At 34.6% G+C, this 23,132-nt stretch carries 24 protein-coding genes and 1 other annotated feature; of the genes, 20 read left to right on the top strand and 4 right to left on the bottom strand.

Features of this window, described 5'->3' with window-relative positions; all coding sequences use genetic code 11:
* Positions 1 to 135: 135 nt before the first annotated feature.
* Together EAI80_RS07340 and EAI80_RS07335 are read right to left on the bottom strand one after the other, a co-directional pair.
* On the bottom strand, positions 136 to 762 hold the full coding sequence (locus tag EAI80_RS07340; RefSeq protein ID WP_129981526.1) for a thymidine kinase: 627 nt from the start codon (positions 760 to 762) through the stop codon (positions 136 to 138).
* Positions 763 to 895: 133 nt separating this feature from the next.
* Positions 896 to 1,540: an HAD family phosphatase gene (locus tag EAI80_RS07335; RefSeq protein WP_129981525.1), complete on the bottom strand. Its 645-nt coding sequence runs from the start codon at positions 1,538 to 1,540 to the stop codon at positions 896 to 898.
* 158 nt (positions 1,541 to 1,698) lie between these two features.
* Between EAI80_RS07335 and prfA the strand changes: the two genes are divergently transcribed.
* The 8 genes from prfA to hslO all read left to right on the top strand — a co-directional run bounded on the left by prfA (position 1,699) and on the right by hslO (position 9,502).
* Positions 1,699 to 2,775 (top strand): peptide chain release factor 1, encoded by a 1,077-nt coding sequence (gene prfA / locus EAI80_RS07330; protein WP_129981524.1) that lies wholly within the window; start codon positions 1,699 to 1,701, stop codon positions 2,773 to 2,775.
* The gene (gene prmC / locus EAI80_RS07325; protein ID WP_129981523.1) at positions 2,776 to 3,609 is read left to right on the top strand and encodes a peptide chain release factor N(5)-glutamine methyltransferase; all 834 of its coding nucleotides are present in this window, start codon (positions 2,776 to 2,778) and stop codon (positions 3,607 to 3,609) included.
* Positions 3,596 to 4,123 carry a GNAT family N-acetyltransferase gene (locus EAI80_RS07320; protein WP_161220299.1) on the top strand — a complete coding sequence of 176 codons (528 nt, stop codon included), beginning with the start codon at positions 3,596 to 3,598 and terminating at the stop codon, positions 4,121 to 4,123. The genes prmC and EAI80_RS07320 overlap by 14 nt, the downstream gene beginning before the upstream one ends.
* An 18-nt stretch (positions 4,124 to 4,141) precedes the next feature.
* Positions 4,142 to 4,714 (top strand): DUF308 domain-containing protein, encoded by a 573-nt coding sequence (locus EAI80_RS07315; protein ID WP_129981521.1) that lies wholly within the window; start codon positions 4,142 to 4,144, stop codon positions 4,712 to 4,714.
* Positions 4,715 to 4,752: 38 nt separating this feature from the next.
* The gene (gene tilS / locus EAI80_RS07310; protein WP_238634497.1) at positions 4,753 to 5,970 is read left to right on the top strand and encodes a tRNA lysidine(34) synthetase TilS; all 1,218 of its coding nucleotides are present in this window, start codon (positions 4,753 to 4,755) and stop codon (positions 5,968 to 5,970) included.
* A 28-nt stretch (positions 5,971 to 5,998) separates the two neighbouring features.
* Positions 5,999 to 6,529 (top strand): hypoxanthine phosphoribosyltransferase, encoded by a 531-nt coding sequence (gene hpt / locus EAI80_RS07305; RefSeq protein ID WP_022425752.1) that lies wholly within the window; start codon positions 5,999 to 6,001, stop codon positions 6,527 to 6,529.
* Positions 6,530 to 6,536: 7 nt separating this feature from the next.
* The gene (gene ftsH / locus EAI80_RS07300) at positions 6,537 to 8,495 is read left to right on the top strand and encodes an ATP-dependent zinc metalloprotease FtsH (RefSeq protein WP_192924019.1); all 1,959 of its coding nucleotides are present in this window, start codon (positions 6,537 to 6,539) and stop codon (positions 8,493 to 8,495) included.
* Between the two features lie 134 nt (positions 8,496 to 8,629).
* Entirely contained in the window at positions 8,630 to 9,502 is an 873-nt protein-coding gene (hslO, locus tag EAI80_RS07295) for an Hsp33 family molecular chaperone HslO (protein ID WP_129981519.1), read from the top strand.
* A gap of 182 nt (positions 9,503 to 9,684) precedes the next feature.
* On the opposite strand, the gene EAI80_RS07290 is transcribed toward hslO, so the two are convergent.
* A complete protein-coding gene (locus tag EAI80_RS07290) occupies positions 9,685 to 9,831 on the bottom strand; it encodes a 4Fe-4S dicluster domain-containing protein (protein ID WP_255452557.1) in 147 nt (48 codons plus the stop codon).
* 171 nt (positions 9,832 to 10,002) lie between these two features.
* On the opposite strand from EAI80_RS07290, the gene dusB reads away from it, so the two are divergent.
* The 12 genes from dusB (at position 10,003) to lysS (ending at position 21,860) form a co-directional block, all read left to right on the top strand.
* Complete coding sequence (gene dusB / locus EAI80_RS07285) at positions 10,003 to 10,980, top strand: tRNA dihydrouridine synthase DusB (protein ID WP_129981518.1); 978 nt, start codon at positions 10,003 to 10,005, stop codon at positions 10,978 to 10,980.
* A 43-nt stretch (positions 10,981 to 11,023) separates the two neighbouring features.
* Complete coding sequence (locus EAI80_RS13625; RefSeq protein WP_202976617.1) at positions 11,024 to 11,938, top strand: class III extradiol dioxygenase subunit B-like domain-containing protein; 915 nt, start codon at positions 11,024 to 11,026, stop codon at positions 11,936 to 11,938.
* 38 nt (positions 11,939 to 11,976) lie between these two features.
* The gene (gene amrA, locus EAI80_RS13620; protein WP_202976619.1) at positions 11,977 to 12,390 is read left to right on the top strand and encodes an AmmeMemoRadiSam system protein A; all 414 of its coding nucleotides are present in this window, start codon (positions 11,977 to 11,979) and stop codon (positions 12,388 to 12,390) included.
* Positions 12,383 to 13,198, top strand: coding sequence for an AmmeMemoRadiSam system radical SAM enzyme (gene amrS, locus EAI80_RS07275; RefSeq protein WP_129981517.1), 816 nt, complete (start codon positions 12,383 to 12,385; stop codon positions 13,196 to 13,198). The genes amrA and amrS overlap by 8 nt, the downstream gene beginning before the upstream one ends.
* A complete protein-coding gene (locus EAI80_RS07270; RefSeq protein WP_129981516.1) occupies positions 13,199 to 13,930 on the top strand; it encodes a MurR/RpiR family transcriptional regulator in 732 nt (243 codons plus the stop codon).
* Positions 13,931 to 14,071: 141 nt separating this feature from the next.
* Positions 14,072 to 15,424 carry a PTS transporter subunit EIIC gene (locus EAI80_RS07265; RefSeq protein ID WP_129981515.1) on the top strand — a complete coding sequence of 451 codons (1,353 nt, stop codon included), beginning with the start codon at positions 14,072 to 14,074 and terminating at the stop codon, positions 15,422 to 15,424.
* Complete coding sequence (locus EAI80_RS07260; protein WP_129981514.1) at positions 15,417 to 16,832, top strand: 6-phospho-beta-glucosidase; 1,416 nt, start codon at positions 15,417 to 15,419, stop codon at positions 16,830 to 16,832. Before EAI80_RS07265 ends, EAI80_RS07260 begins: the two co-directional genes overlap by 8 nt.
* Positions 16,829 to 17,710 (top strand): ROK family protein, encoded by an 882-nt coding sequence (locus tag EAI80_RS07255; RefSeq protein WP_129981513.1) that lies wholly within the window; start codon positions 16,829 to 16,831, stop codon positions 17,708 to 17,710. The genes EAI80_RS07260 and EAI80_RS07255 overlap by 4 nt, the downstream gene beginning before the upstream one ends.
* Positions 17,711 to 17,727: 17 nt before the next feature.
* Entirely contained in the window at positions 17,728 to 18,372 is a 645-nt protein-coding gene (locus EAI80_RS07250) for an RDD family protein (protein WP_129981512.1), read from the top strand.
* A 31-nt stretch (positions 18,373 to 18,403) separates the two neighbouring features.
* Positions 18,404 to 19,132: a MurR/RpiR family transcriptional regulator gene (locus EAI80_RS07245; RefSeq protein WP_129981511.1), complete on the top strand. Its 729-nt coding sequence runs from the start codon at positions 18,404 to 18,406 to the stop codon at positions 19,130 to 19,132.
* Positions 19,133 to 19,199: 67 nt separating this feature from the next.
* Positions 19,200 to 20,057: a YitT family protein gene (locus EAI80_RS07240; protein WP_129981510.1), complete on the top strand. Its 858-nt coding sequence runs from the start codon at positions 19,200 to 19,202 to the stop codon at positions 20,055 to 20,057.
* 70 nt (positions 20,058 to 20,127) lie between these two features.
* Positions 20,128 to 20,337, top strand: a binding site (T-box leader).
* Between the two features lie 38 nt (positions 20,338 to 20,375).
* Positions 20,376 to 21,860, top strand: coding sequence for a lysine--tRNA ligase (gene lysS, locus EAI80_RS07235; RefSeq protein WP_129981509.1), 1,485 nt, complete (start codon positions 20,376 to 20,378; stop codon positions 21,858 to 21,860).
* Positions 21,861 to 22,146: 286 nt separating this feature from the next.
* Here lysS and EAI80_RS07230 read toward each other — a convergent pair.
* The coding region (locus tag EAI80_RS07230; RefSeq protein ID WP_129981508.1) for a DUF4825 domain-containing protein at positions 22,147 to 23,132 on the bottom strand (986 nt) is incomplete at its 5' end.

Raw genomic sequence — 23,132 nt, 5'->3', positions numbered from 1 at the left:
GTAGCGCATATGTCTGATATGCCGTATAATCTTGTTGGTGTATCATTGCAAACTAAATATACCACAAAAGACGGACCTCGGTCCGTCTTTTGCTTTTTATGAAACTATAATGAGTTATTTACCCGTTACAGCCTCTTATTTTCTTGGTCTGAATTGTATTTTTTTCTGATTCTCAAATTTAATAGGTTTTTCCACTATTTCATGACAATGACGACAACGTGGTTCATAGGCTTCCTTAGCACCTACTAAGACAATAGGATCATTAAAAGAAGCAGGTTTACCATTAATAATACGCTGTGTTCTAGTGGCTGGTGCACCACATTTTGCACATACTGCAGTTAGCTTAGTCACGAACTCAGCACGTGTTAATAAATCGGGTAAGACACCAAATGGTTCACCACGGAAATCTTTATCTAAACCAGCAACCATTACACGTAATCCACTATCTGCAAGATATTCACAGATATCAACAACATCCTCATCAAAAAACTGTACTTCATCAATCGCTACAACATCTGTATCATAATTCACATGATTAAGTATTTCCTTTGCTTCACTGATGACAATACAAGGTACTTTACTTCCTGCATGTGAAGCAATTTCAGTTGTAGAATAACGATCATCAATCTTTGGCTTAAACACAAGAATATTTTTTCTTGCATAAGACAATACATTGATACGACGAATTAATTCTTCTGTTTTACCCGCAAACATACATCCACAGATCACTTCTAGCCAACCTTCACGATATTGATTATACATTTAATAAAACCTCCAAAAAGTTCACATAGATTTCATATACTCCCTGTATTATACAGTTGTAGAAAAGAAAAGCCATAAAAAATTTTCCCTTAATCCCATTAAAAAGAGTCGGTCATCATTCCGACTCTTTTTGTTAGTTTAATTCATTAATGACTTCATCAAGAGAATCTAATATTTTATATGTCTTATTTGCATATTCTTCTGTAGGATATTTCATATCAGGAATACAGATTACTTTAATACCAGCTGAAGAAGCGGCCTGAATACCTGCTTCACTATCTTCTAATACAAATGCTTCATCAGTCTTTACACCAAGTTTTTCACAAGACTTTAAGAAGACTTCTGGATGTGGTTTACCATGAGTTACTTCATCACCACAAATTGAGTCATCAAAATATTGTGTAATATGAGCCTGTGCAAGAATAGTATCGACACGATCACGATTAGAAGAAGTAGCGACAATAGTCTTATAACCATTTTCTTTTAAATAATTAAGAAGCACTAATAAACCTTTCTTAATTGGTACACCTTCTGTTTCAAAACGTTTTGCCATTAAAACATGTACATCTTTAATGACATCATCAATAGGAAAGTCCTTACCATAAGTATCGTAAAATCTTTCATAGATTCCTTTGATAGGTTTCCCTAATAAAGTTTTATAGAATGTTTCATCCATTGTCAAATTCATTGGTTTTAAGATTTCCTGATAACATTCAAAAGTCACTCTTTCAGAATCAATCATCAAACCGTCCATATCAAAAATAACTGCTTTTATCATTTTTACAAACCTCCAATTTATATATTCAAGTATATAAGAAATAGAAAGCGTCTTCAATTAATTGCGAAAAATAATTGAATATATTATAATGGGTACGATTTGGAACAATTAACAAATTTATTAGATGAAATCAATATTATTAAAAGAAAGGATAGAAGATGAATACACTATTAGAAAGACTACAGACAGTAGAAAAAAGATATGAAGAATTAACACAGATTCTTATGGATCCATCTATCGCGAATGATATTCAGAAGATGACACAGGCTTCTAAAGAACAGGCTTCTTTAGAAAAGGCTTATAACTTATATGAAGAATACAAGGCTTTATTAGATGGTATCGAAGAAGCCAAGGAATTATTAAATGAAAATGATCCTGAAATCAAAGAAATGGCTAAGATTGAATTAGAAGAATTAGAAAAGAAACAGCCAATCATGGAACATGATATCCAGATTGAATTAATTCCTAAGGATCCAAATGATGAAAAGAACGTAGTCATGGAAATCCGTGGTGCAGCCGGAGGAGATGAAGGAAATATCTTCGCAGGTGACTTATTTAGAATGTATTCTAAGTATGCTGAATCACAGGGATGGAAGATTGAAATTGAAGATGCTCAGCCTTCAGAAGCAGGAGGATATTCACTTGTATCATTTATTATCAAGGGTACTGGTGTATATTCTAAGATGAAGTTTGAATCTGGTTCACATCGTGTACAGCGTGTGCCTAAGACTGAAACACAGGGACGTGTTCATACATCAACTGCTACAGTATTAGTAATGCCAGAAGCAGAAGAAGTAGATATCGATATTGATCCAAAGGATTTAAGAGTTGATACTTACCGTTCATCTGGTGCTGGAGGACAGCATATCAATAAGACTGACTCTGCCGTACGTATTACACATATTCCAACAGGAATTGTGGCAACAAGCCAGGATGGCCGTTCACAGCATGATAACCGTGCTAAGGCTATGCAGTCATTACGTACAAGACTTTATGAAGCTAAATTAAGAGAAGAAGAAGAAAAACTAGGAAACGAACGTCGTAATAAGATTGGTTCAGGTGACCGTGCTGAAAAGATCAGAACATATAACTATCCTCAGAACCGTGTCACTGACCATCGTATTGGTTTAACTATTCAGCAGTTAGATCGTATTATGGAAGGTAAATTAGAACCAATCATTGATGCATTAATCAATGAAGATCAGAGATTAAAACTTCTAGGAGAAGAAGAATAAGTGCTATTAGGTGAATTACTTAAATATGCGCATGATTTAATTGATGATCCACATACAAATATCCCTGAAAGACTCTATGAAGATCTCACAGGAGATGCTTATTATCAACTATTGTTGAAGAGGGAAGAGCCTGTTGAAGAGGCTCTTCTTGTGCAATATAAGGATTATTTGGATAGATATTTAAAGGGTGAACCTTATCAGTATATTATTGGAAAAGAATATTTTTATGGTAGAGAGTTTGATGTCAATCCAAGTGTTTTGATTCCTCGTTATGAAACAGAAGAACTTGTAGAAAAGGTTTTATCTTATATAAAACCAGGAATGGTTGTGGCAGATATAGGTACAGGCTCAGGCGCTATTGCAGTCACATTAGCTTGTGAATCTAAGGCAGATCTATATGCAGTAGATATCTCTAAAGAAGCTCTTAAAACAGCATCTCATAATGCGAAGAAGCATGAAGCTTCTGTCACATTCTTAGAAGGGGACTTATTACAGCCTCTTATAGATAAAGATATTCACGTAGATATTCTTGTCTCTAATCCACCTTATATTGATTATGATGAAGTATTGGATCCTCGAGTAGTGGATCATGAACCACATCTTGCATTATTTGCGGATGATCATGGTTATGCATGTTATGAAAATATATTTAAACAAGCTCCTTCAATATTAAAGGAGAAAGCGATTCTTGCATTTGAAATTGGATATAATCAAGGAGAAAGAATGAAACATCTTGTTCCTCTCTATTTTCCAGATGATACATTTGAAGTCATCAAGGATATCAATGGAAAGGATAGAATGTTGTTCATTTATCATAACTATGAAAATATTTGAAACTGAACGTCTTACAATTAGAACACTTGATGAAAATGATATTGATCGTCTTGTAGAATATCGCAGTAAAAAGACTGTGTCTCAGTATCAATCCTGGAATAGATATACAAAAAGAGATGCGGTGAAACTCATCAAGAAGTGTAGAGATACTGTAATAGAGCACAAAAAAGTGTCTATGCAGTTTGGTATTACAATCAAAGGGAGCCAGCATCTTATTGGTGATTTACATATAGAAATCATGGCACCTCATACATTCTCTATTGGTTATACGTTAGATGATGTTTTCTGGAATAATGGTTTTGGCACTGAAGCGGTACTCGGACTCTTAAGCTATATGCATGAAGAACATGGTTTCTTCAAATGTATTGCCTATATCTATAAACAGAATGAAAAATCAAGACATCTCTTAAAGAAGATTGGTTTTAAGAAGTTTGATGAATCTTTCTTCTATGGGGATGAAGGATATATTTTTGACCTCGGTAACTTACAAAACATATATTTTGTGCTACAATAACAGATACGAGGTGGAACTATGATTAAAGAATATATTAAGAAGTATAGTAAAGCATCTATCATCACATCAGTGATTATGATTGTTGCTTCAGTATTGTTGATTGTTTTCCCAAAGACAATGTTGAATATTGTAGTTTATGTGATTTCAGGTGCATTATTTGTGGATGGTCTCATTCATCTTGTGACTTACTTTGCATTAACTCATGATATGCGTATCTTTTCTAATGATTTATTAGAAGGTATTCTCGCATTACTAGCAGGCGTTTTTGTTGCATTCAATGCTGATGCATTCATTAGTGCACTCACAATGATAATTGGCTTATGGATTGTGATCAAAGGCTTATTAAACTTACAGCTCTCATTTCAGTTACAGCAGATTATTGAATTCAACTGGTTCTGGATCTTCTTATGTGCTGTATTATGTGTTGCATTAGGCGTATTTATTATTGTACATCCTATCGATATGGCTATTGGTTTGACTATGGCTGAAGGTATTGTATTATTAGTTACTGAAGTATTGAGTCTTATTCAGACAATCTATGTCTTATATAAACTCAATCATTCTAAAATGTCTAGATCATATATTAATTAAAAAGTACCATCACGGTACTTTTTTCTAAAGGAGAAAACATGCTGAATACATCATTATTAGACAAAAAAAAGAAATATCTCCTAGGTGTATCAGGTGGTCCTGATTCTATGGCACTTCTTGATATGATGCATGAATATTCAATCTGTGTCGCTCATGTAAATTATAATCTTCGAGATGATACAGAAGAGGACTACAAAGTAGTACATGACTATTGTATAGCACATTCTATTCCTTTTTATTATAAGGAATTTACACCGGATGATTATGTGAGAGGAAATTTTCAAAGCGTTGCAAGAGATATGCGTTATGCTTTTTATCAGGAAGTATATAAAATGGAACAATGTGATGCATTATGCCTAGGACATCAAAAGGATGATGTGATTGAAACTATTTATATGCACTTGGAACGTGACTCTCATCCTGATTATTTAGGGATCCAGGAAGTCTCTCATCGCTTAGGTATGACTATTATTAGACCATTACTTCATGTGACTAAACAAGATCTACGTGATTATTGTGATGATCATCATATTTTGTTTCATGATGACTATACTAATTTCCAGACAGAGTTCACAAGAGACCGTATCCGTAATACAATCTTAAATCAATATACAGACTCACAAAAAGAAGAACTCTTGAAAAAGGGTGAAGAATACAATAAGAAACAGGCAATAAAAAAACAAGAAGTAGACAAATACCTCACTGAACCACTGGATTATACATTAGTTCCAAAAGAACTTCTTCCTGATGTACTCTATGCTTTATTAAAGAAACATATAGAAGTATCGAAGATTTCTCATCATCTCATTGATGAAATCATCCATCAGATTCAATCCTCTAAACCTAATATTCAAATGCCAATTGGTGTTAATGAGGAGTTCATAAAAGAATATAATAATGTATACATTCGTAAATCTATAAAACAAGTAGATTATACGTATAGAATAGATCATAGACAGAACTTTGATTGTCCTTATTTCAAGATTCGAACACAAGGAGAAACGAATGATGGTATCCCTGTCAAGGATGAAGACTTTCCACTCACTATTCGTAATATGAGACCAGGCGATCGTATGGAAACAGCAGGGGGCACTAAAAAGGTTTCTAGACTCTTTATTAATGCGAAAATTCCCTTACCATTACGACGTTATTGGCCAGTTGTATTAGATTGCCGTGGAAATATTCTTTTGGTCCCGGGAATTGCGAAAAACAAGGAGTATTTGTCTATCAATCCAGATTTGTTTGTGATAAAATAACAACGACTATACTAGGAGGTACGGTTCAATGCATAAGGACATGAAAGAAATATTATTTACACAGGAACAGATTTCTGAACGCTGTAAAGAATTAGGCGCACAGATCTCAAAAGATTATGAAGGTAAGAAGATTCTTCTTATTGGTCTTTTAAAGGGATCTATTCCATTCCTAGCAGAACTTTCTAAATATATTGAGGGCGATGTATATTTTGATTATATGTCAGTCAGCAGTTATAAAGGAACTGAATCTGGAACTATTCATATTAAGAAAGACGTTGATATCGATGTCAAAGGTATGGATGTATTAATCGTAGAAGACATCCTTGATACAGGTAAAACATTGGATACTGTTACACATATGTTGAAAGATCGTGGTACAGCATCTTGTGAAATCGTTACTATGCTTGATAAACAGGAAGCAAGAAAGTATCCTGTACAGGCTAAGTATGTTGGTTTCCCTGTACCAGAATTATTCGTGGTTGGTTATGGTCTTGATTTTGATCAGAGATTTAGAAACCTACCATATATTGGTGTCTTAAAAGAAGAATGTTACCAGTAAGGAGTTTATGATGAAGAAGAATAACAAAACATTATTTAAAGCTATTCTTCCTTGGGTCATCGTATTATTATTGTTGAGTTCATTATTCCCATTCTTATTGAATAATGGCGGTAGTAAAGAATTGACTTATTCACAATTCATGACAGTAGTAAAAGATAAAAAGATAAATAACGTGACTATTACACCTAATAGTTTTGTAACCAAGGTCGAAGGTAGCTACAAGAAGAACTCTAAGGGCGATAAAGTGAACTTTACAACTATCGTTCCTAAGACAGACAAAGAATTAGATTCATTAACACAGGTTCTTGAAGACAAGAATGTCAAGATTAAGGTCACTGATTCAGAAAGTGATAACATGATCTGGAATATACTAGGTTCCATCCTTCCATATGTAATATTGTTTGGTGGTATGTTCTGGGTATTCAAGAATTTCAATGGTGCTGCAGGAGGCAACAATAAAGCCTTTGAATTTGGAAATTCTCGCGCTAAGCTAGAAAGAAATTCTAAGACTCGTTTTACAGATGTTGCAGGTGCAGATGAAGAAAAAGAAGAATTAACAGAACTTGTTGCATTCTTAAAGAACCCTAAGAAGTTTACTGAAATGGGTGCTAAAATTCCTAGAGGTGTTCTATTAGTAGGTCCTCCAGGTACAGGTAAAACATTATTAGCACGTGCTGTTGCAGGTGAAGCAAACGTTCCATTCTATTCTATTTCTGGTTCAGAATTCGTAGAAATGTTCGTTGGTGTTGGTGCTGGCCGTGTAAGAGATATGTTTAAGAAGGCAAAAGAAAATGCGCCTTGTATCATCTTTATTGATGAAATTGATGCTGTAGGTCGTCAGAGAGGTACTGGTGTTGGTGGTGGACACGATGAACGTGAACAGACATTAAACCAGTTACTTGTAGAAATGGATGGTTTTGAAGGTAACGAAGGTGTTATTATCCTTGCAGCTACTAACCGTGCAGATGTTCTTGACCCTGCATTATTACGTCCAGGACGTTTTGATAGACAGATCAGAGTATCTAACCCTGATAAGCGTGCAAGATCTCAGATCTTGAAGGTTCATGCAAGAAATAAACATTTTGCGCCAGATGTTGATTTTGATAACATCGCTCAGCGTACTCCGGGATTCTCAGGTGCAGAACTTGCGAACGTATTAAATGAAGCAGCATTACTTGCAGTAAGAAGCGGTCATCAGATGATCACATTAAGTGATGTCGATGAAGCGATTGACAGAGTTATTGGCGGTCCAGCTAAGAAGTCTAGAAAATATACTGAACATGAAAGAAAACTTGTTGCTTATCATGAAACTGGACATGCGATTATTGGTTTGACATTAGAAGATGCCAACCAGGTACAGAAAGTCACAATTGTACCACGTGGTGATGCAGGTGGATATAACTTGATGACTCCTAGAGAAGAAACTTACTTCTCAACTAAGAAACAGTTACTTGCAACTATTACAGGTTATATGGGTGGTCGTACGGCTGAAGAAATCTTCTTCGGTGATGTATCATCAGGTGCTCATAACGATATTGAACAGGCTACACGTATTGCTCGTATGATGGTTACAGAACTTGGTATGAGTGAACTTGGTCCAATTAAGTATGACAGTGGTGATAATGCAGTATTCTTAGGTCGTGACTATTCACAATTAAGTAATACACATTCTGGTCAGATCGCATTTGAAATTGACCAGCAGGTACGTAAGATCATCGAAACAGCACATGCTCAGGCAACTGAAATCATCAACAATAATAAAGACAAAATGGATATTATTGCGAATGCATTGCTTGAACATGAAACATTGAATCATGAACAGATTCAGTCTTTATATAACACTGGTAAGATGCCAGAAACTTATGATGGAACAGAAGAACATGTTGAATCTAACGATGACAACAATAACACTCCTGAACCACCTAAGGCTGATCCAGAAGATGATTTACTAGATGAAATGAAATAAGCGCTTTGCGCTTATTTTCATTTAGGAGATAATAAAATGCAGCGTAGATTTATGGTAAGACTATTAGTAGGTATTATTGTCATTAGTATGATTTTGCCTTTAGTAAGCTATTTTGCGATAGGGAGATGAGATAAATGAAAGATTATTTAGTACGTGGACTCGTTAATTCAAAGAACTGTCGTGTTTTTGCCTGTACAACAACTAACCTTACAAATGTTGCACAGCAGAATCATAACTTATGGCCTTGTGCAAGTGCTGCACTTGGACGTATGATGGCAGTCACTTTAATGATGGGTGCTATGAATAAGAATAAAGAAAAGATGACAGTAGTCATCAACGGTGGTGGACCAATCGGTACAATGCTTTGTACAACACATTCTGATGGTAAAATCAAAGGATTTGTATCTAATCCAGAAGTTCACTATACATACAACGATACAGGTAAGCTTGCAGTAGGCTTATGTGTAGGTAATCAGGGGACTATCCAGGTCACTCGTGATATGGGATTAAAGGAACCTATTACATCTAGTTCTCCATTACAGACTGGTGAAATTGGTGATGATTTCTCTTATTACTTCATGTTATCAGAACAGGTACCATCAGTTGTTGCAGTAGGTGTTCTTGTAGAAGAAGACAATACTGTAAGAAGTGCAGGTGGTTATATTATTCAGTTATTACCAGAAGCAACTGAAGAAGATATTGCGTATATTGAAGATAAGATCAAGAATACACCACCAGTATCACAGTTATTAGATGAAGGACATACTCCAGAAGAAATCTTAAAGATGATCTTTGAGGATGTTGAAATCCTAGATACACAGGATTTATCATTTAAATGTGATTGTAGTAAAGAAAAGATGGGAGAAGCCTTAGCTACACTTCATACAAAAGATTTAGAAGACATGATTAATGAGGATCATGGCTGTGAGATTACATGTCAGTTCTGTAATACACATTATCAGTTCAGTGAAGATGAATTAAAGGAAATACTTAAAAAACGCCAGTAAAATGGCGTTTTTTTTACACTGTCTGGTATTATACAAAGATCAGTTAACATATATCATGGAAGGGAATAGAATTGAATAATTGATCTTTTTAGAATTGTATGACAGTTTCCTCCTTTCAATAACTAGTATAGAAGATAAATTTAGAGGAAATATCTATATATTATGGAGAAATATGTGTCGCATTAATGAAGTGCTTTGACTGGACATTCTTTTGTACATTCATAACAAAGAATACAATCAGTGCCGTTTTTACGTCCACGTGATTCATTGTTGACTTCTACATTCATTGGACATAACTGTAAACATTTAAAACATACAAAAAGGAGCAGGAAGGGAACGCCTGCTCCTTATGTCCTATTAGTAAAATAGGGAAGGGAAATGAAAACGATATATATATTATTGAAAGGATCGGGAACTTCCTTTCACAACTCATAGTATAAACATAATTTATCTTTGTATTGTGTCAGGAATATGGTATATTTTGTGATGGTGATTAAAAAATGTTGAAAATTGGAAACGTAGAAATAAAACATCCTATTATCATGGCTCCTATGGCAGGTATCACAAATGTCGCTTACCGTAGACTTGTAAAAGAGTTTGGTGCAGGACTTGTAGTATCTGAAATGGTCAGTGATAAAGCGTTATGTTATGGAAATCAAAAGACAATTGATATGCTTGCAGTAGGTGAAGATGAACACCCTATGAGTATGCAGATTTTTGGTGGTGAAGTAGAGACTATGGTCAAAGCTGCCAAGTTTGTAGAGGAACATTCTGATTGTGATATTATTGATATTAATATGGGATGTCCTGTAAATAAGGTATTAAAGGCTCATGCAGGCAGTTATTTAATGCAGTATCCAGAACTTGCATATGATATTGTGAAGGCTGTCGTAGAAGCAGTGAATGTACCAGTGACTGTTAAGATGCGTATTGGTTATGACATGAAGCATATTAACTGTGTAGAAATGGCACAATTAATGGAAAAAGCAGGTGCAAGTGCAGTGGCTATTCATGGGCGAACACGTTCACAGATGTATGAAGGTCATGCAGATTGGTCATGGATTAAAAAAGTAAAAGAAGCAGTCAGTATTCCAGTTATTGGGAATGGTGATGTCAGAACACCTGAAGATGCGAAAAGAATGATGGAAGAAACAGGCTGTGATGCTGTTATGGTTGGTAGAGGTGCTTTAGGTAATCCCTTTGTGATTCGTAGAATGGTGAAATATCTAGAAGAGGGTATTCTAGAAGAAGAACCAGACTTTCATGCACGTATCCAGTTATGTATTGATCATGCCCATCGTTTAGTAAAAACAGAAGGTGAAAAGAATGCGATTAGACAAATGCGTGGGCAGGCACCTTGGTATGTCAAAGGGTTAAGAGGTTCAGCAAAAATCAAGAATCATTTAACACAGATGAATACATTAGAAGAATTAGAAACAATTCTAAAAGACTTTGAGAAAGAACTAGAAGGTGAGTAATCATCTTCTTTTTGTTTTATAATAGAGTAAAGGAGATGATTATATGTCTGTACTTTATGCAATGTGTGTCCCTCATCCTCCACTAATTATTCCTGAAATAGGTCAAGGAGAAGAGAAAACCATTAGTAACACAATACAATCTTATGAATCCATTATGAAATATGTATCTACTCTTCCAATAGAAACAGTCATTGTGATCAGTCCTCATGCGATCGCCTATAGTGATTATATTCATATATCTCCTGGTAAACATGCATCAGGAGACTTTAGTCAGTTTCATGCAGGAAATGTAAGAATAGAAGTGGATTATGATACAGAACTTGTAAAGAAGATCACTCAATCTGCCAAGAAGTATCATATTTTTGCAGGAACATTAGGAAAAGATGATGATTTAGATCATGGCACAATGACTCCTCTTTACTTCTTAAATAAGTATCTAAAGGACTATAAAGTTGTAAGAATAGGAATATCTGGTTTATCTCCTCTTACTCATTATCGCTTTGGACAATGTATTAAAGAAGCAGTGGGAGATAAGAATGTTTTATTAATTGCGAGTGGTGATTTGTCTCATCGTTTAAAAGAGGATGGTCCTTATGGTTATAAAGAAGAAGGACCGCTCTTCGATCATGATATTATTACAGCATGGAAGAATAGTGACTTTATGCGTTTTCTAACATTTGATCCCATTTTTACTGAAGCAGCTGCTGAATGTGGACTCAGATCATTTCAAATCATGGCAGGTGCTTTAGATCAAAAAAAGATTAAACCACACTATTATTCTTATGAAGGACCATTTGGAGTAGGTTATGGTATTTGTGGTTTTGAAATATGTGGTGAAGATCAAACCTGTGATATAGGAAACCAATATAAAAAGAAAATGCAGGAAGAAGTTAAGAAGATCAAAGAACATGAAGATGACTATGTCAGACTGGCTAGAACCACAATAGAAATTATGTAAAAGAAAAAGTAGAAATCATTCCAGAAGTCACAAAAGAGATGAAAAGACGTGCTGGTGTCTTTGTATCTATTCATGAAGAAGGGCGTTTAAGAGGCTGTATTGGTACCTTTACGCCTGTACAGGATAATATTGCCTTAGAAATAGTACATAATGCGATCAGTGCATGTAGTGAAGATCCACGTTTTGATCCTATTACAGAAGAAGAACTAGATAATCTCATTATTTCAGTCGATGTATTAGGAGAAATAGAGCCAGTAGAAGATATCAGTACACTAGATCCTCATATCTATGGTATTATAGTATCCCATGGTTCTAAAAGAGGTTTACTCCTTCCTTCTCTAGAGGGTGTGGATACAGTGACTGATCAGATTCAGATAGCTTGTCATAAAGCAGGTATTCATGAAGGAGAGAAGATCAAGATAGAAAGATTCAGGGTGATCAGACATGGCTAGATGTGATTTATGTCCTCATCATTGTGTATTAAAAGAAGGACAGACAGGATTCTGTCATCAAAGAATGAATAAAGAAGGAAGTATAGTACTTAAAGACTATGGTGCTATTACATCACTGTCTTTAGATCCTATTGAAAAGAAACCTCTCTATCATTTCTATCTTGAAACACAGATGTTATCTGTCGGTTCTTATGGCTGTAATATGAAATGTCCTTTCTGTCAGAATTACACCATATCGCAGGATAGAGGTTCTTCTATACAGGTGCATACAACACCTAAAAAACTTGTAGAAGTCGCCTTAGATTTAAAAAAAGAAGGGAATATTGGTATTGCGTTTACTTATAATGAACCACTGATCAGCTATGAGTTTATTTATGATACTTTTGTATTATGTAAGAAGCATGATTTAAAGACTGTTATAGTCTCTAATGGAATGATAGAAGAGAAATATATAAAGGAGTTATCTCCTTTAGTAGATGCATGGAATATTGATTTAAAGGGATTTAGAGAAGATATCTATAAGAAACTCTCTGGTGATTTAGAAACAGTAAAGAAGAGTATTCAAATAGCTTCATCAAGTCATCTAGAAGTCACTTCTTTGATTGTACCTGGTATTAATGATTATTTAGAAGATATGGAAAAAGAAGCAAAGTGGTTAGCGTCTATTGACCCGAATATTGTGTTACATATCACACGCTATTTTCCCGAGTATCATTATCATGAATCTCCTACATCCATAGAACTTATAAATCAAATGATAGAAGTCGCTAAGAAATATTTGAAGAATGTATATAGAGGTAATTGTTAGATGTTTAATGAAAAAGAAATTAAAAGCTTTAGTACAACAGATATGCGTATATATAACTATATATTGAAGCATAGCATTCAATTCCCTTATATGAGTATAAGAGAACTGGCAGATGAGATTCCTACATCTACAGCTTCTATTATGCGTTTTGTGAAAAAGATGGGATATGACAGCTTTCCTGAATTAAAATATGCTTATAAGAAAGAAGAAAAAGAAGTTTCTCTTTATATGGTGAATGACCTAGATGAAACTATCGACTGTTTAAAGAAGTTCAATACTCCTTATTATCAAGATTTATTCAAAGAAGTTGCTTATATACTAGGTGATGCGAATATGATTATTTTTGATGGTATGGGAGATTCAGCTAAGATTGCAGAATATGCAGCAAGACGCTTTTCTGGTAATGGTTTCTTTAGTGCTGCCTTAACAGATCCATACCAGAAGGTATCCATGGATGGTACTGATATAGTTGTCGTTATGTTGTCTATCTCAGGAGATACTGTAGAACTTATTAGAAAAGCCAATGCTTATAAAGCAGCAGGCAGTACTTTAATCACAATTACTGCATCAGACGATAATACACTCGCAAAAATGAGTGATTATCATATCAGCTATTATATTAATGATGTAAGAAATGAACTTTCTTCCCATACAACTCAGGTACCTGCATTAAGTATTATTGAAATACTTTCTAATATGACATTGCATATGTGTCACAATACGTTACAATAGTGAAACATTTTGCAGATAATGCATACTATTCAAGAAGGGCTTCAAGCTCTTTTTTTATTTGTAATCCTCTGATAGAATCAATTGCGGAAAACGAAAACGTTTTCAACATCGGCCGAATGAAATAAGAAGAGGAGAAACAAAATGGAAGCAATTCAAAGCTTTATGGAACGCTACTTCGTACCATTAGCTGCAAAAATCAATGGTCAGCGCCATGTGGCAGCCGTGCGTGATGCGTTCACTTTATCATTCCCACTCACAATGGGTGGTTCAATGGTTTTACTTATTAACTATGTATTATTAGATCCTACAGGATTCATCGCAAAATTACTTCACTTAGGTGATTTAATTCCAAACCTAGCTCAGTATCAGGCTGTTTTAAGTTCTGTTATCAATGGTACAACTAATATCTTATCAATCATCATCGCATTCTTAGTGGCTTATCAGTTAGCTCAGGAAATGGGTGGAGATAAAGTATTATGTGGTATTACATCTCTTTCATCTTTCTTTATTCTTTATCCTGCTGCGCAGGCATTTGCAGGTAAGAATGCAGGAACTGGTTTAACAACTACTTACTTTGGTGCACAGGGATTATTCGTTGCATTATTAGTAGGTCTATTAACTACAGAATTACTAACTCGTTTTGGTAGAAATGAAAAGTTAAGAATCAAGATGCCAGAAATGGTACCACCTGCAGTAGCACAGTCATTTAACTTATTAATCCCAATGATGTTAGTACTTGCCATCATGGGTGTATTAAACTACTTATTCTCAATGATTACTCCTGAAGGTATTCAGGTTGTTGTTTATAACGCTATCCAGGCTCCATTAACATCTCTTGGAAGCTCTATGGGTACAATCATCGTATTCGTATTAGTACAGCAGATGTTATGGATTGTAGGTATCCATGGTCCTAACACTTTAAATGCATTACGTTCAGTTATCTTCACAGAACAGGGAAACGCAAACTTAGCTTATGTTGCAGCTCATGGTTCAGCATGGGGTGCACCTTATCCAGTTAACTGGGGTTCAATCAACGATGCATTTGGTAATGGTGGAGGATCAGGTGCTACACTTGGTTTAATTGCCGCTATGTTTATCGTAGGTAGAAAGAATAAGGGTGAATTCTCTATTTGTAAGATGTCATTAGTTCCAGGACTATTCAACATCAACGAACCAATCATGTTCGGTTTACCAATCGTTATGAACCCAATGTATGTTATTCCATTCATCTTAGCACCAATCGTATGTAACCTCATTGGTTATTTCTGTGTATGTGTGATTAAGATCATCCCACCAGTTGCTTATCAAGTTGCTTGGACAACTCCAGGATTCTTAACACCATTCTTAGGATCAGGTGCTAACAACATTATGGCACTAGTTATAGGTATTCTTTGCTTTGTCGTAAGTACTTTAATTTACTTACCATTTGTTGCAGCAAGCACAAGAGCCGCTATCAAGAAAGAAGCAGAAGAAGCAGGAGAAAACAATGCGTAAAGACTTCTTATGGGGTGGAGCAGTTGCTGCACATCAGGTAGAAGGTGGATTTAATGAAGGTGGTAAAGGACCAAATGTCTCAGATATGATGACAGTTGGTTCTGCCACTACTCGTAGAAAAATCACTAAAACAATTGAACCTGATCAGTTCTACCCAAATCATACAGCGATTGATTTCTATCACCACTATAAGGAAGATATCGCTTTATTTAAAGAAATGGGATTTAAATGTTTTAGAACATCTATTTCCTGGGCAAGAATCTTCCCAATGGGAGATGAAGAAACACCAAATGAAGAAGGTTTAAAGTTCTATGATGATATGTTTGATGAACTATTAAAGAATGGTATTCAGCCAGTTATCACATTATCACACTTTGAAATGCCTTATCATTTAGTAGAAAAATATGGTGGATGGAGAAACAGAAAGATGATTACATTCTTTGTAAGATTCGCAAAAGTATGTTTCGAAAGATACCACAATAAAGTTAAATACTGGATGACATTCAATGAAATCAACAACCAGGCGAACTATGAAGCAGACGTAGCTGTATTTACTAACTCAGGTATTATATTTGAAGAAGGTGAAGACAAAGAACGTACTGTTTATCAGGCAGCACATTATGAGCTTGTTGCAAGTGCGATGGCTATTAAAGAAGGACATGCTATTGATCCTTCTATGATGATTGGCTGCATGATTGCGATGACACCTATTTATCCTTACTCATGTAATCCAGATGATATGTTGAAGGCAGTAGGTGCTAACCATAAGCGTTTCTGGTATATGGATGTTCATGCAAGAGGACGTTATCCAGGTTATATGAAGTCTTTCTTTGAAAGAAAGAACTTCAATCTAGATATTACTGAAGAAGACTTAGCTGTTCTTCCTCAGGGTACAGTAGATTATATTGGATTTAGTTATTATATGTCATTTGCGGTTAAGGGTGATGGAGATGTCAACCTTGACTATAATGAAGAAACAGATTTATGTGATAACCCATATATTTCAAAGACTGAGTGGGGATGGCCAATTGATGCGAAAGGTTTAAGATATAGCTTAAACTGGATGTATGACCGTTATAACCTTCCTCTATTTATTGTAGAAAATGGCTTCGGTGCAGTGGACCAGATGGTAGATGGAAAAGTACATGACCAGTACCGTATTGATTACCTTAAAGCGCATATCGAAGAAATGAAAAATGCAGTAGATATTGATGGTGTAGACTTATTAGGTTATACTGTTTGGGGATGTATTGACTGTGTTAGCTTTGGTACGGGTGAAATGAAGAAACGTTATGGTTTCATTTATGTAGATAAAGATAATGCAGGTCAGGGAACACTTGCAAGAAGTAAGAAGGATTCCTTTGACTGGTATAAGAAAGTAATAGAAAGTAACGGAGAAAAATTATGAAAAAATACTTAGTTCTAGATGTTGGCGGCAGTGCTATTAAATATGCAGTAATGGATGCAGAAAAGAATATATATGAAAGAGGTAAGGTGCCTACTCCCTTAGATTGCCTTGATTCATTTGTAAATAGCGTTCAATCTCTTTATAATACATATTCTGATGTATCTGGTATTGCGATGAGTATGCCAGGAAGAATTGATCCTGATAAGGGTTATTGTTACACTGGTGGTGCTTTAGTTTATATTCATGATATAAATATGGCAGAATTACTATCTGAGCGTTGTGGTGTAAGAGTCACAATTGGTAATGATGCAAAATGTGCCGCTAACGCAGAACTAGGTTTTGGTAGTCTTCGAGATATTCAGGACGGCGCTGTAGTGATTCTTGGCACAGCTATTGGCGGTGCTTTAATTAAGGATCATAAGGTATTAAGTGGATGTAGATTTGGTGCAGGTGAATTTTCTAATATCATCACTGATTACCATAAGCCATTTAATGGTGATACATCTTGGTATGCAAGTAATGGAATCAATGGATTATTATTACATATCCAGGAAGCATTAGAAACAGAAGAACACTATACTGGTGAAGAAATCTTTGAAATGGCAAATAATGGAAATGAAGCTGTTTTAAAAGGATTAAATCAGTTCTGTTTAGAAACTGCAGTACAGATTTACAACATCAATCAGATCTTTGATTGTGAAAAAGTGGCGATTGGTGGAGGTATTAGTGCACAGCCATTACTATTAGAACTTATCAAAAAGAACTTTGATGAAATCTATAATTCATGTTATGCAAGCACATTGCCACCAGAAATCGTAGTTTGTGAATATCGTAATGATGCGAACTTAATCGGTGCTTTATATCAGCACTTAAATTAATAAAGGAAGATGATAAGATGTGGAATAAATTAAGAAATGAACCTGTGAATAAAACAGGTTATATCAAACGTATAATCGCTTATGGTATTGATTGGTATTTAGGAAGTGTCTTATCATCACTTCCTCTTATTCTGTTATATATGTCTCTTCATAAGGATGCTGTCTATATTCCTCAGCAGTTATCTATATTTAAGGGATATTATCAAGTGATTGCGGGTGTTCTTTCACTTTCAGTTGCATTTGTGTACTATGTAGTATTACCTATAATCTGGAAAGGACAGACTGTAGGTAAAAAACTATTAGGATTGAAGATTGTGAATGACAACTATCAAGAAGTGAATGTGAAACAACTGATCATCAGACAGGTTATTATGATCTTCTTAGTAGAAGGAAGTATTTATACATGTAGTAATATGTTTCATCAGTTAGTCAATGTATTAACTGGATACAATATTGCCTCTATCTGGAATAAAGTAGGACTCGTTATTACTATATTATCTGGAATACTAGTAATTGTCTTAAAGTCTAAGAAATCATTACATGATATTGTCTCACATACACTTGTTGTAGACATTAAGTCAGAAGACTACAAGAATATGTTGTTGAGTATTGAAAAGAAAAATAAGAAACAGAATAAGAAAATGAAAAAGAGATTTGCATAAAGTATGATAAAATACCTTTTGGAGGTATTTTATGGTTACGGTAGATCAAATGAATCAATTAAGTGATTTGGAATTAGATATTTACAACTACATCATTTCTCATCGTCATGAAGTGATTCATATGAAACTTAAAGATTTGTCTACAGATCTTCATGTATCTTCTTCTATGATTACAAGAGTAGCTAAAAAACTTGGTTATGAAGGATTCTTAGAATGGAAAGCAGAAATGAAACTGGATCAGGAAGATAAACCTATTCAAAACAAACGTGCTTTAAATTATATTCTCGATTATTTTAATCGTGTAGACAATAAAGAGTTTGATGATCTTATTCATCAAGCTGCTGAAATAATTGTGAACAGTCATGAGGTGATCTGTTCTGGCATTGGCCTAAGTGATGCGATTGCGAAGTTTGCGGCTTCTTTATTTAATCGTAAGGGAAAACGTACCATGTATAGTGGAGACTTCAGTAGCCGTTTTAGGGGGATGTATGATCAAAATGACTGTGCTCTTTTCTTCACAGTTTCAGGAGAAACAAGAGAAATCATCGATCGTATCAAAGACTTAAAAAAATATGATATTAAGATTATTGTGATTACCAATAGTGCCTCTTCAACAGCTGCAAAGATGTCTGATTTAGCTCTTACGTATTATATGCCAAGTACTAAAAATGGTGACTTTTATAGTTCAGCAACACAGGTACCTGTTCTCTATATCATTGAGTCTATTGCGAATCTATTTATAGAATATGGAATTTACTAAAGAATGCTTGAAAGGCATTCTTTTATTTGTTTTAATACTCTATGATATGAGAAGAAAGAGGGACGCTATGAGGGAAAATCTAGAAAAGTATGGCGAAGTCATTGCCGGAAGTATTTTATTATCTTTAGGAATCTGGTTGTTCGTAACACCTAATGGCTTGAACTTTGGAGGTGTAATTGGTACATCACAGATTATCGAAGTTTTTGTAAGAAAACTTCTACCAATCCCTAAATCAATGAACATTGTAGGGATCATCAACTTCATGATTAATATTCCATTATTTATTATGGGATATAGAATCTTGAACAGAGAATTCTGTGTTAAAACAGGTATGAGTGTTGTTGTACAGACTATCACATTATCTTTCTTACCTAACTTAACACATCCAATCATGCCCGATATGTTATCTAACTGTATCTTTGGGGCTATTATGTGTGGCGTTGGTGTAGGACTTGCCCTCAAGGGTAGTGGTAGTGCAGGTGGTATTGATATTGCGGGTGTGTGCTTATCTAAGACTAAACCAGGATTCTCGGTAGGGAAGTTATCAATGAGTTTGAATGCTGTTATTTTAACTTGCTGTGCATTTATCTTTGATTTACAGACTACACTGTATTCTATTATCTTTGTATTTGTATTGTATTTCATTAGCGACCATATCCATTATCAGAACATCAATGTGATAGCATTAATCTTCACTAAAGAAAAAGATATGAAGAATGTGATTATGGAAAAGACTGGTAGAGGTGTGACTTACTGGATGGGTAAGGGTGCTTATACAGAAAATGATCAATATATTCTTTATTGTGCAATCAATAAATATGAAGTGAAAACATTTAAGAAGATTGTATATGATATTGATCCACAGGCATTTGTGACTATTAGTGAGGATTCAGAAATCCTTGGTGGATTTGAAAAACGTCTATAGACAAATTAGATTGAATAAGGCTGATAAAATGACCTTGACAACATATTTATTTATTGTCTATAATACTTGAGTAAAAGCTATGAACAGAAGAGTAATATCGATGGAACGCAGAGAGAATTCCTGGCTGGTGTAAAGGAATGGGGAAGTTGATATGAATAAAGACTGGGAGCTGTATTTTGGATCTAACGTGATAAAATAACGTGTTGCCGCGTTAAGGCTTAATGAGGTCTACTTATGTAGATGAATAAGGGTGGTACCACGGTTAACTCTCGTCCCTAGCGGATGAGAGTTTTTATATTCTAAAGAAGGAGAACACACATGGAAGAAAGAAAGTTTACTGATCAGGAATTAGTAAGAAGACAGAAGTTACAGGAACTTAAAGATCTTGGAATTGACCCATTTGGACAGAGATTTGATGTGACTGCTTATACTTCAGACATTAGAAAGAACTATAGCGATAAGACTGCAGAAGAATTAGAAGAAAGCAAACCAGCTGTAAGTATTGCGGGTCGTATTGTTGCAAAGAGAAGAAAAGGTAAAGTATGCTTCATGAACCTTCTTGATAGAGATGGAAAAATCCAGTTATATATCAAGAAAGATACTGTTGGTGAAGATGTTTATGAATTAGTTAAGAAGAGCGATTTAGGTGATATTATCGGTATTGATGGTGAAGTATTCATGACTCATACTGGTGAATTAACTGTAAGAGTAGAAAAGTATACACACCTTACTAAGGCTTTAAGACCTTTACCAGAAAAGTTCCATGGTTTAACAGATACAGAAGAACGTTTCAGAAGAAGATATGTTGACTTAATCATGAATGATGAAGCCCGTAAAGTAGCCTTCATGAGACCTAAGATTGTTCGTTCAATCCAGCATTATTTAGATGATAAAGGATACACAGAAGTAGAAACCCCAATCATGAACTCTATTCTTGGTGGTGCTGCAGCAAAGCCTTTCATCACTCATTTCAATGCATTAGATAAAGATTTCTACTTAAGAATCGCAACAGAATTAAACCTTAAGAGATTAATCGTAGGTGGTATGGATGCCGTTTATGAAATCGGTCGTTTATTCAGAAATGAAGGTATGGACAGAACTCATAACCCAGAATTCACTACTATCGAAGTATATAAAGCATTCTCTGACCTTGAAGGTATGATGGACTTAACAGAAGGTATCATTGCGAATGCCGCAATGACTGTCAATGGTACTTATGATGTAGAATACAAAGGTCATTCTATTTCATTAGCACCTGGATTCAAGAGAATCTCTATGGTTAATGCAATCAAGGAAAAGACTGGTGTTGACTTTGGGGAACAGAAGACTATTGAAGAAGCTAAGAAACTTGCTGAAGAACATGGTATTGAAGTAGAACCACACTTTGCATATGGTCATATTGTCAATGCATTCTTTGAAAAGTATGTAGAAGAAACAATTGTAGAACCAACATTCGTATATGGTCATCCAATTGAAATCTCTCCACTCGCAAAGAAGAACTTACAGGATCCTCGTTTTACTCAGAGATTCGAATTATTCATCTGTGGTAACGAATATGCAAATGCATTCACAGAATTAAATGATCCAGATGATCAGTATGAAAGATTCGCAAATCAGTTAAAAGAAAAAGAATTAGGTAACGATGAAGCCAACGAAATGGATATGGACTATGTAGAAGCCCTTGAATACGGTCTTCCACCAACTGGTGGTATGGGTATGGGTATTGATAGATTAGTTATGTTATTAACTGGTCAGGAAACTATCCGTGAAGTTATCTTATTCCCTCATATGAAGAATAAATAAATCTATGTATTAATATTAGGCATATCTCATGCAAGAGATGTGCTTTTTATTTTATATTTTTTGAAAATGTGATGGAATGAAAACAGAAAATGTGGAGGAATAGAAAATGGAAATATGATGGAATGAAAATTAAAAATGTGAAGGAATGAAATTGTAAAATATGATGGAATTCACTGTAATGAGGATGAGAGCATACATGAAAAATTATAAAGACTAACTTTTTTTGAAAATGGTGTTGTTTACTTTAGTGTAATACACGGTATTTAAAAAGAGGGCTTAACCCCTCTTATAAACCCTTCTTCACAAATATCTTATTGAATATACTTCTTGTAAATTCATCATCATTTATCTTATTCTCTAAGTACTGATTAAAGTTCTTCTCACTCTCTTTTACTTGTTCAAAATGTGGATAATTCTCTTCAATCATCTTTCTAGTAGTAGTGTAGGTACTTCCACTAAAGTTATACTGAATAGATTGTACATTATCAATTAAAGAGAAGATAGACACAGAATTATAGATTAGGCCCTTATTGATATAAAGATCCTCATTATGATACCAGTCTGTCGCATTGTAGTTCACAGTGAGTCCTTGATTTTTAGAATCAATTTGAAAAACATAACCGTATTCATGCAAAGGAAGACTATTTAATAAATTTCCTATATTGGAATTATTACCAATATATGGATTCTTATACTTTTTAATATTGTGTATGCCACTCAACGGTTTGTTAAATACAGTTGTAGGAACAGTATCTTCTGTATATTTCTTTGCGCTATCTACAATATAATACTCATTAGGTGTGTTCTTATTGATTCTATAAACATTATAGAATGGGTTGTAGTAGGTTGTCACATTAGAAGTCTTAATCATATATACATAGATAGGAGGTCTATGAGAAGTTATAACACCTACATAATCCATCAACATAAATCCACATAATATTGCAACAAATACTCCACTACTTATTAATAATCTATTTCTCTTCAACTCTTTTGATAACCCATAAACAAATACTATAATACCTACAATAGAGTAAATACAGCACCAGCTGCTTTCCTTATCTAATATCGCAAATGCAGCAAAACATAGAAATGCGCCAAAAATCATAATACCAATAGAAATCTTTCTTTTCTCTTGTACAAGCATGTTCTTACTATAATTAATTGTATTCTTTAGGCTCTTTTCTGTTGTTTCCATGATTTCCTCCATTTCCCCGCGCCTTCGTTGCGCGGACACAAATATATAACCAAACTCAAATCCACCAAAACTAT

The organism is Catenibacterium sp. co_0103, from assembly GCF_004168205.1.
In the GTDB taxonomy this organism is placed as follows: domain Bacteria; phylum Bacillota_I; class Bacilli_A; order Erysipelotrichales; family Coprobacillaceae; genus Catenibacterium; species Catenibacterium mitsuoka_A.
This window is presented reverse-complemented; position numbering and strand designations above follow the sequence as displayed.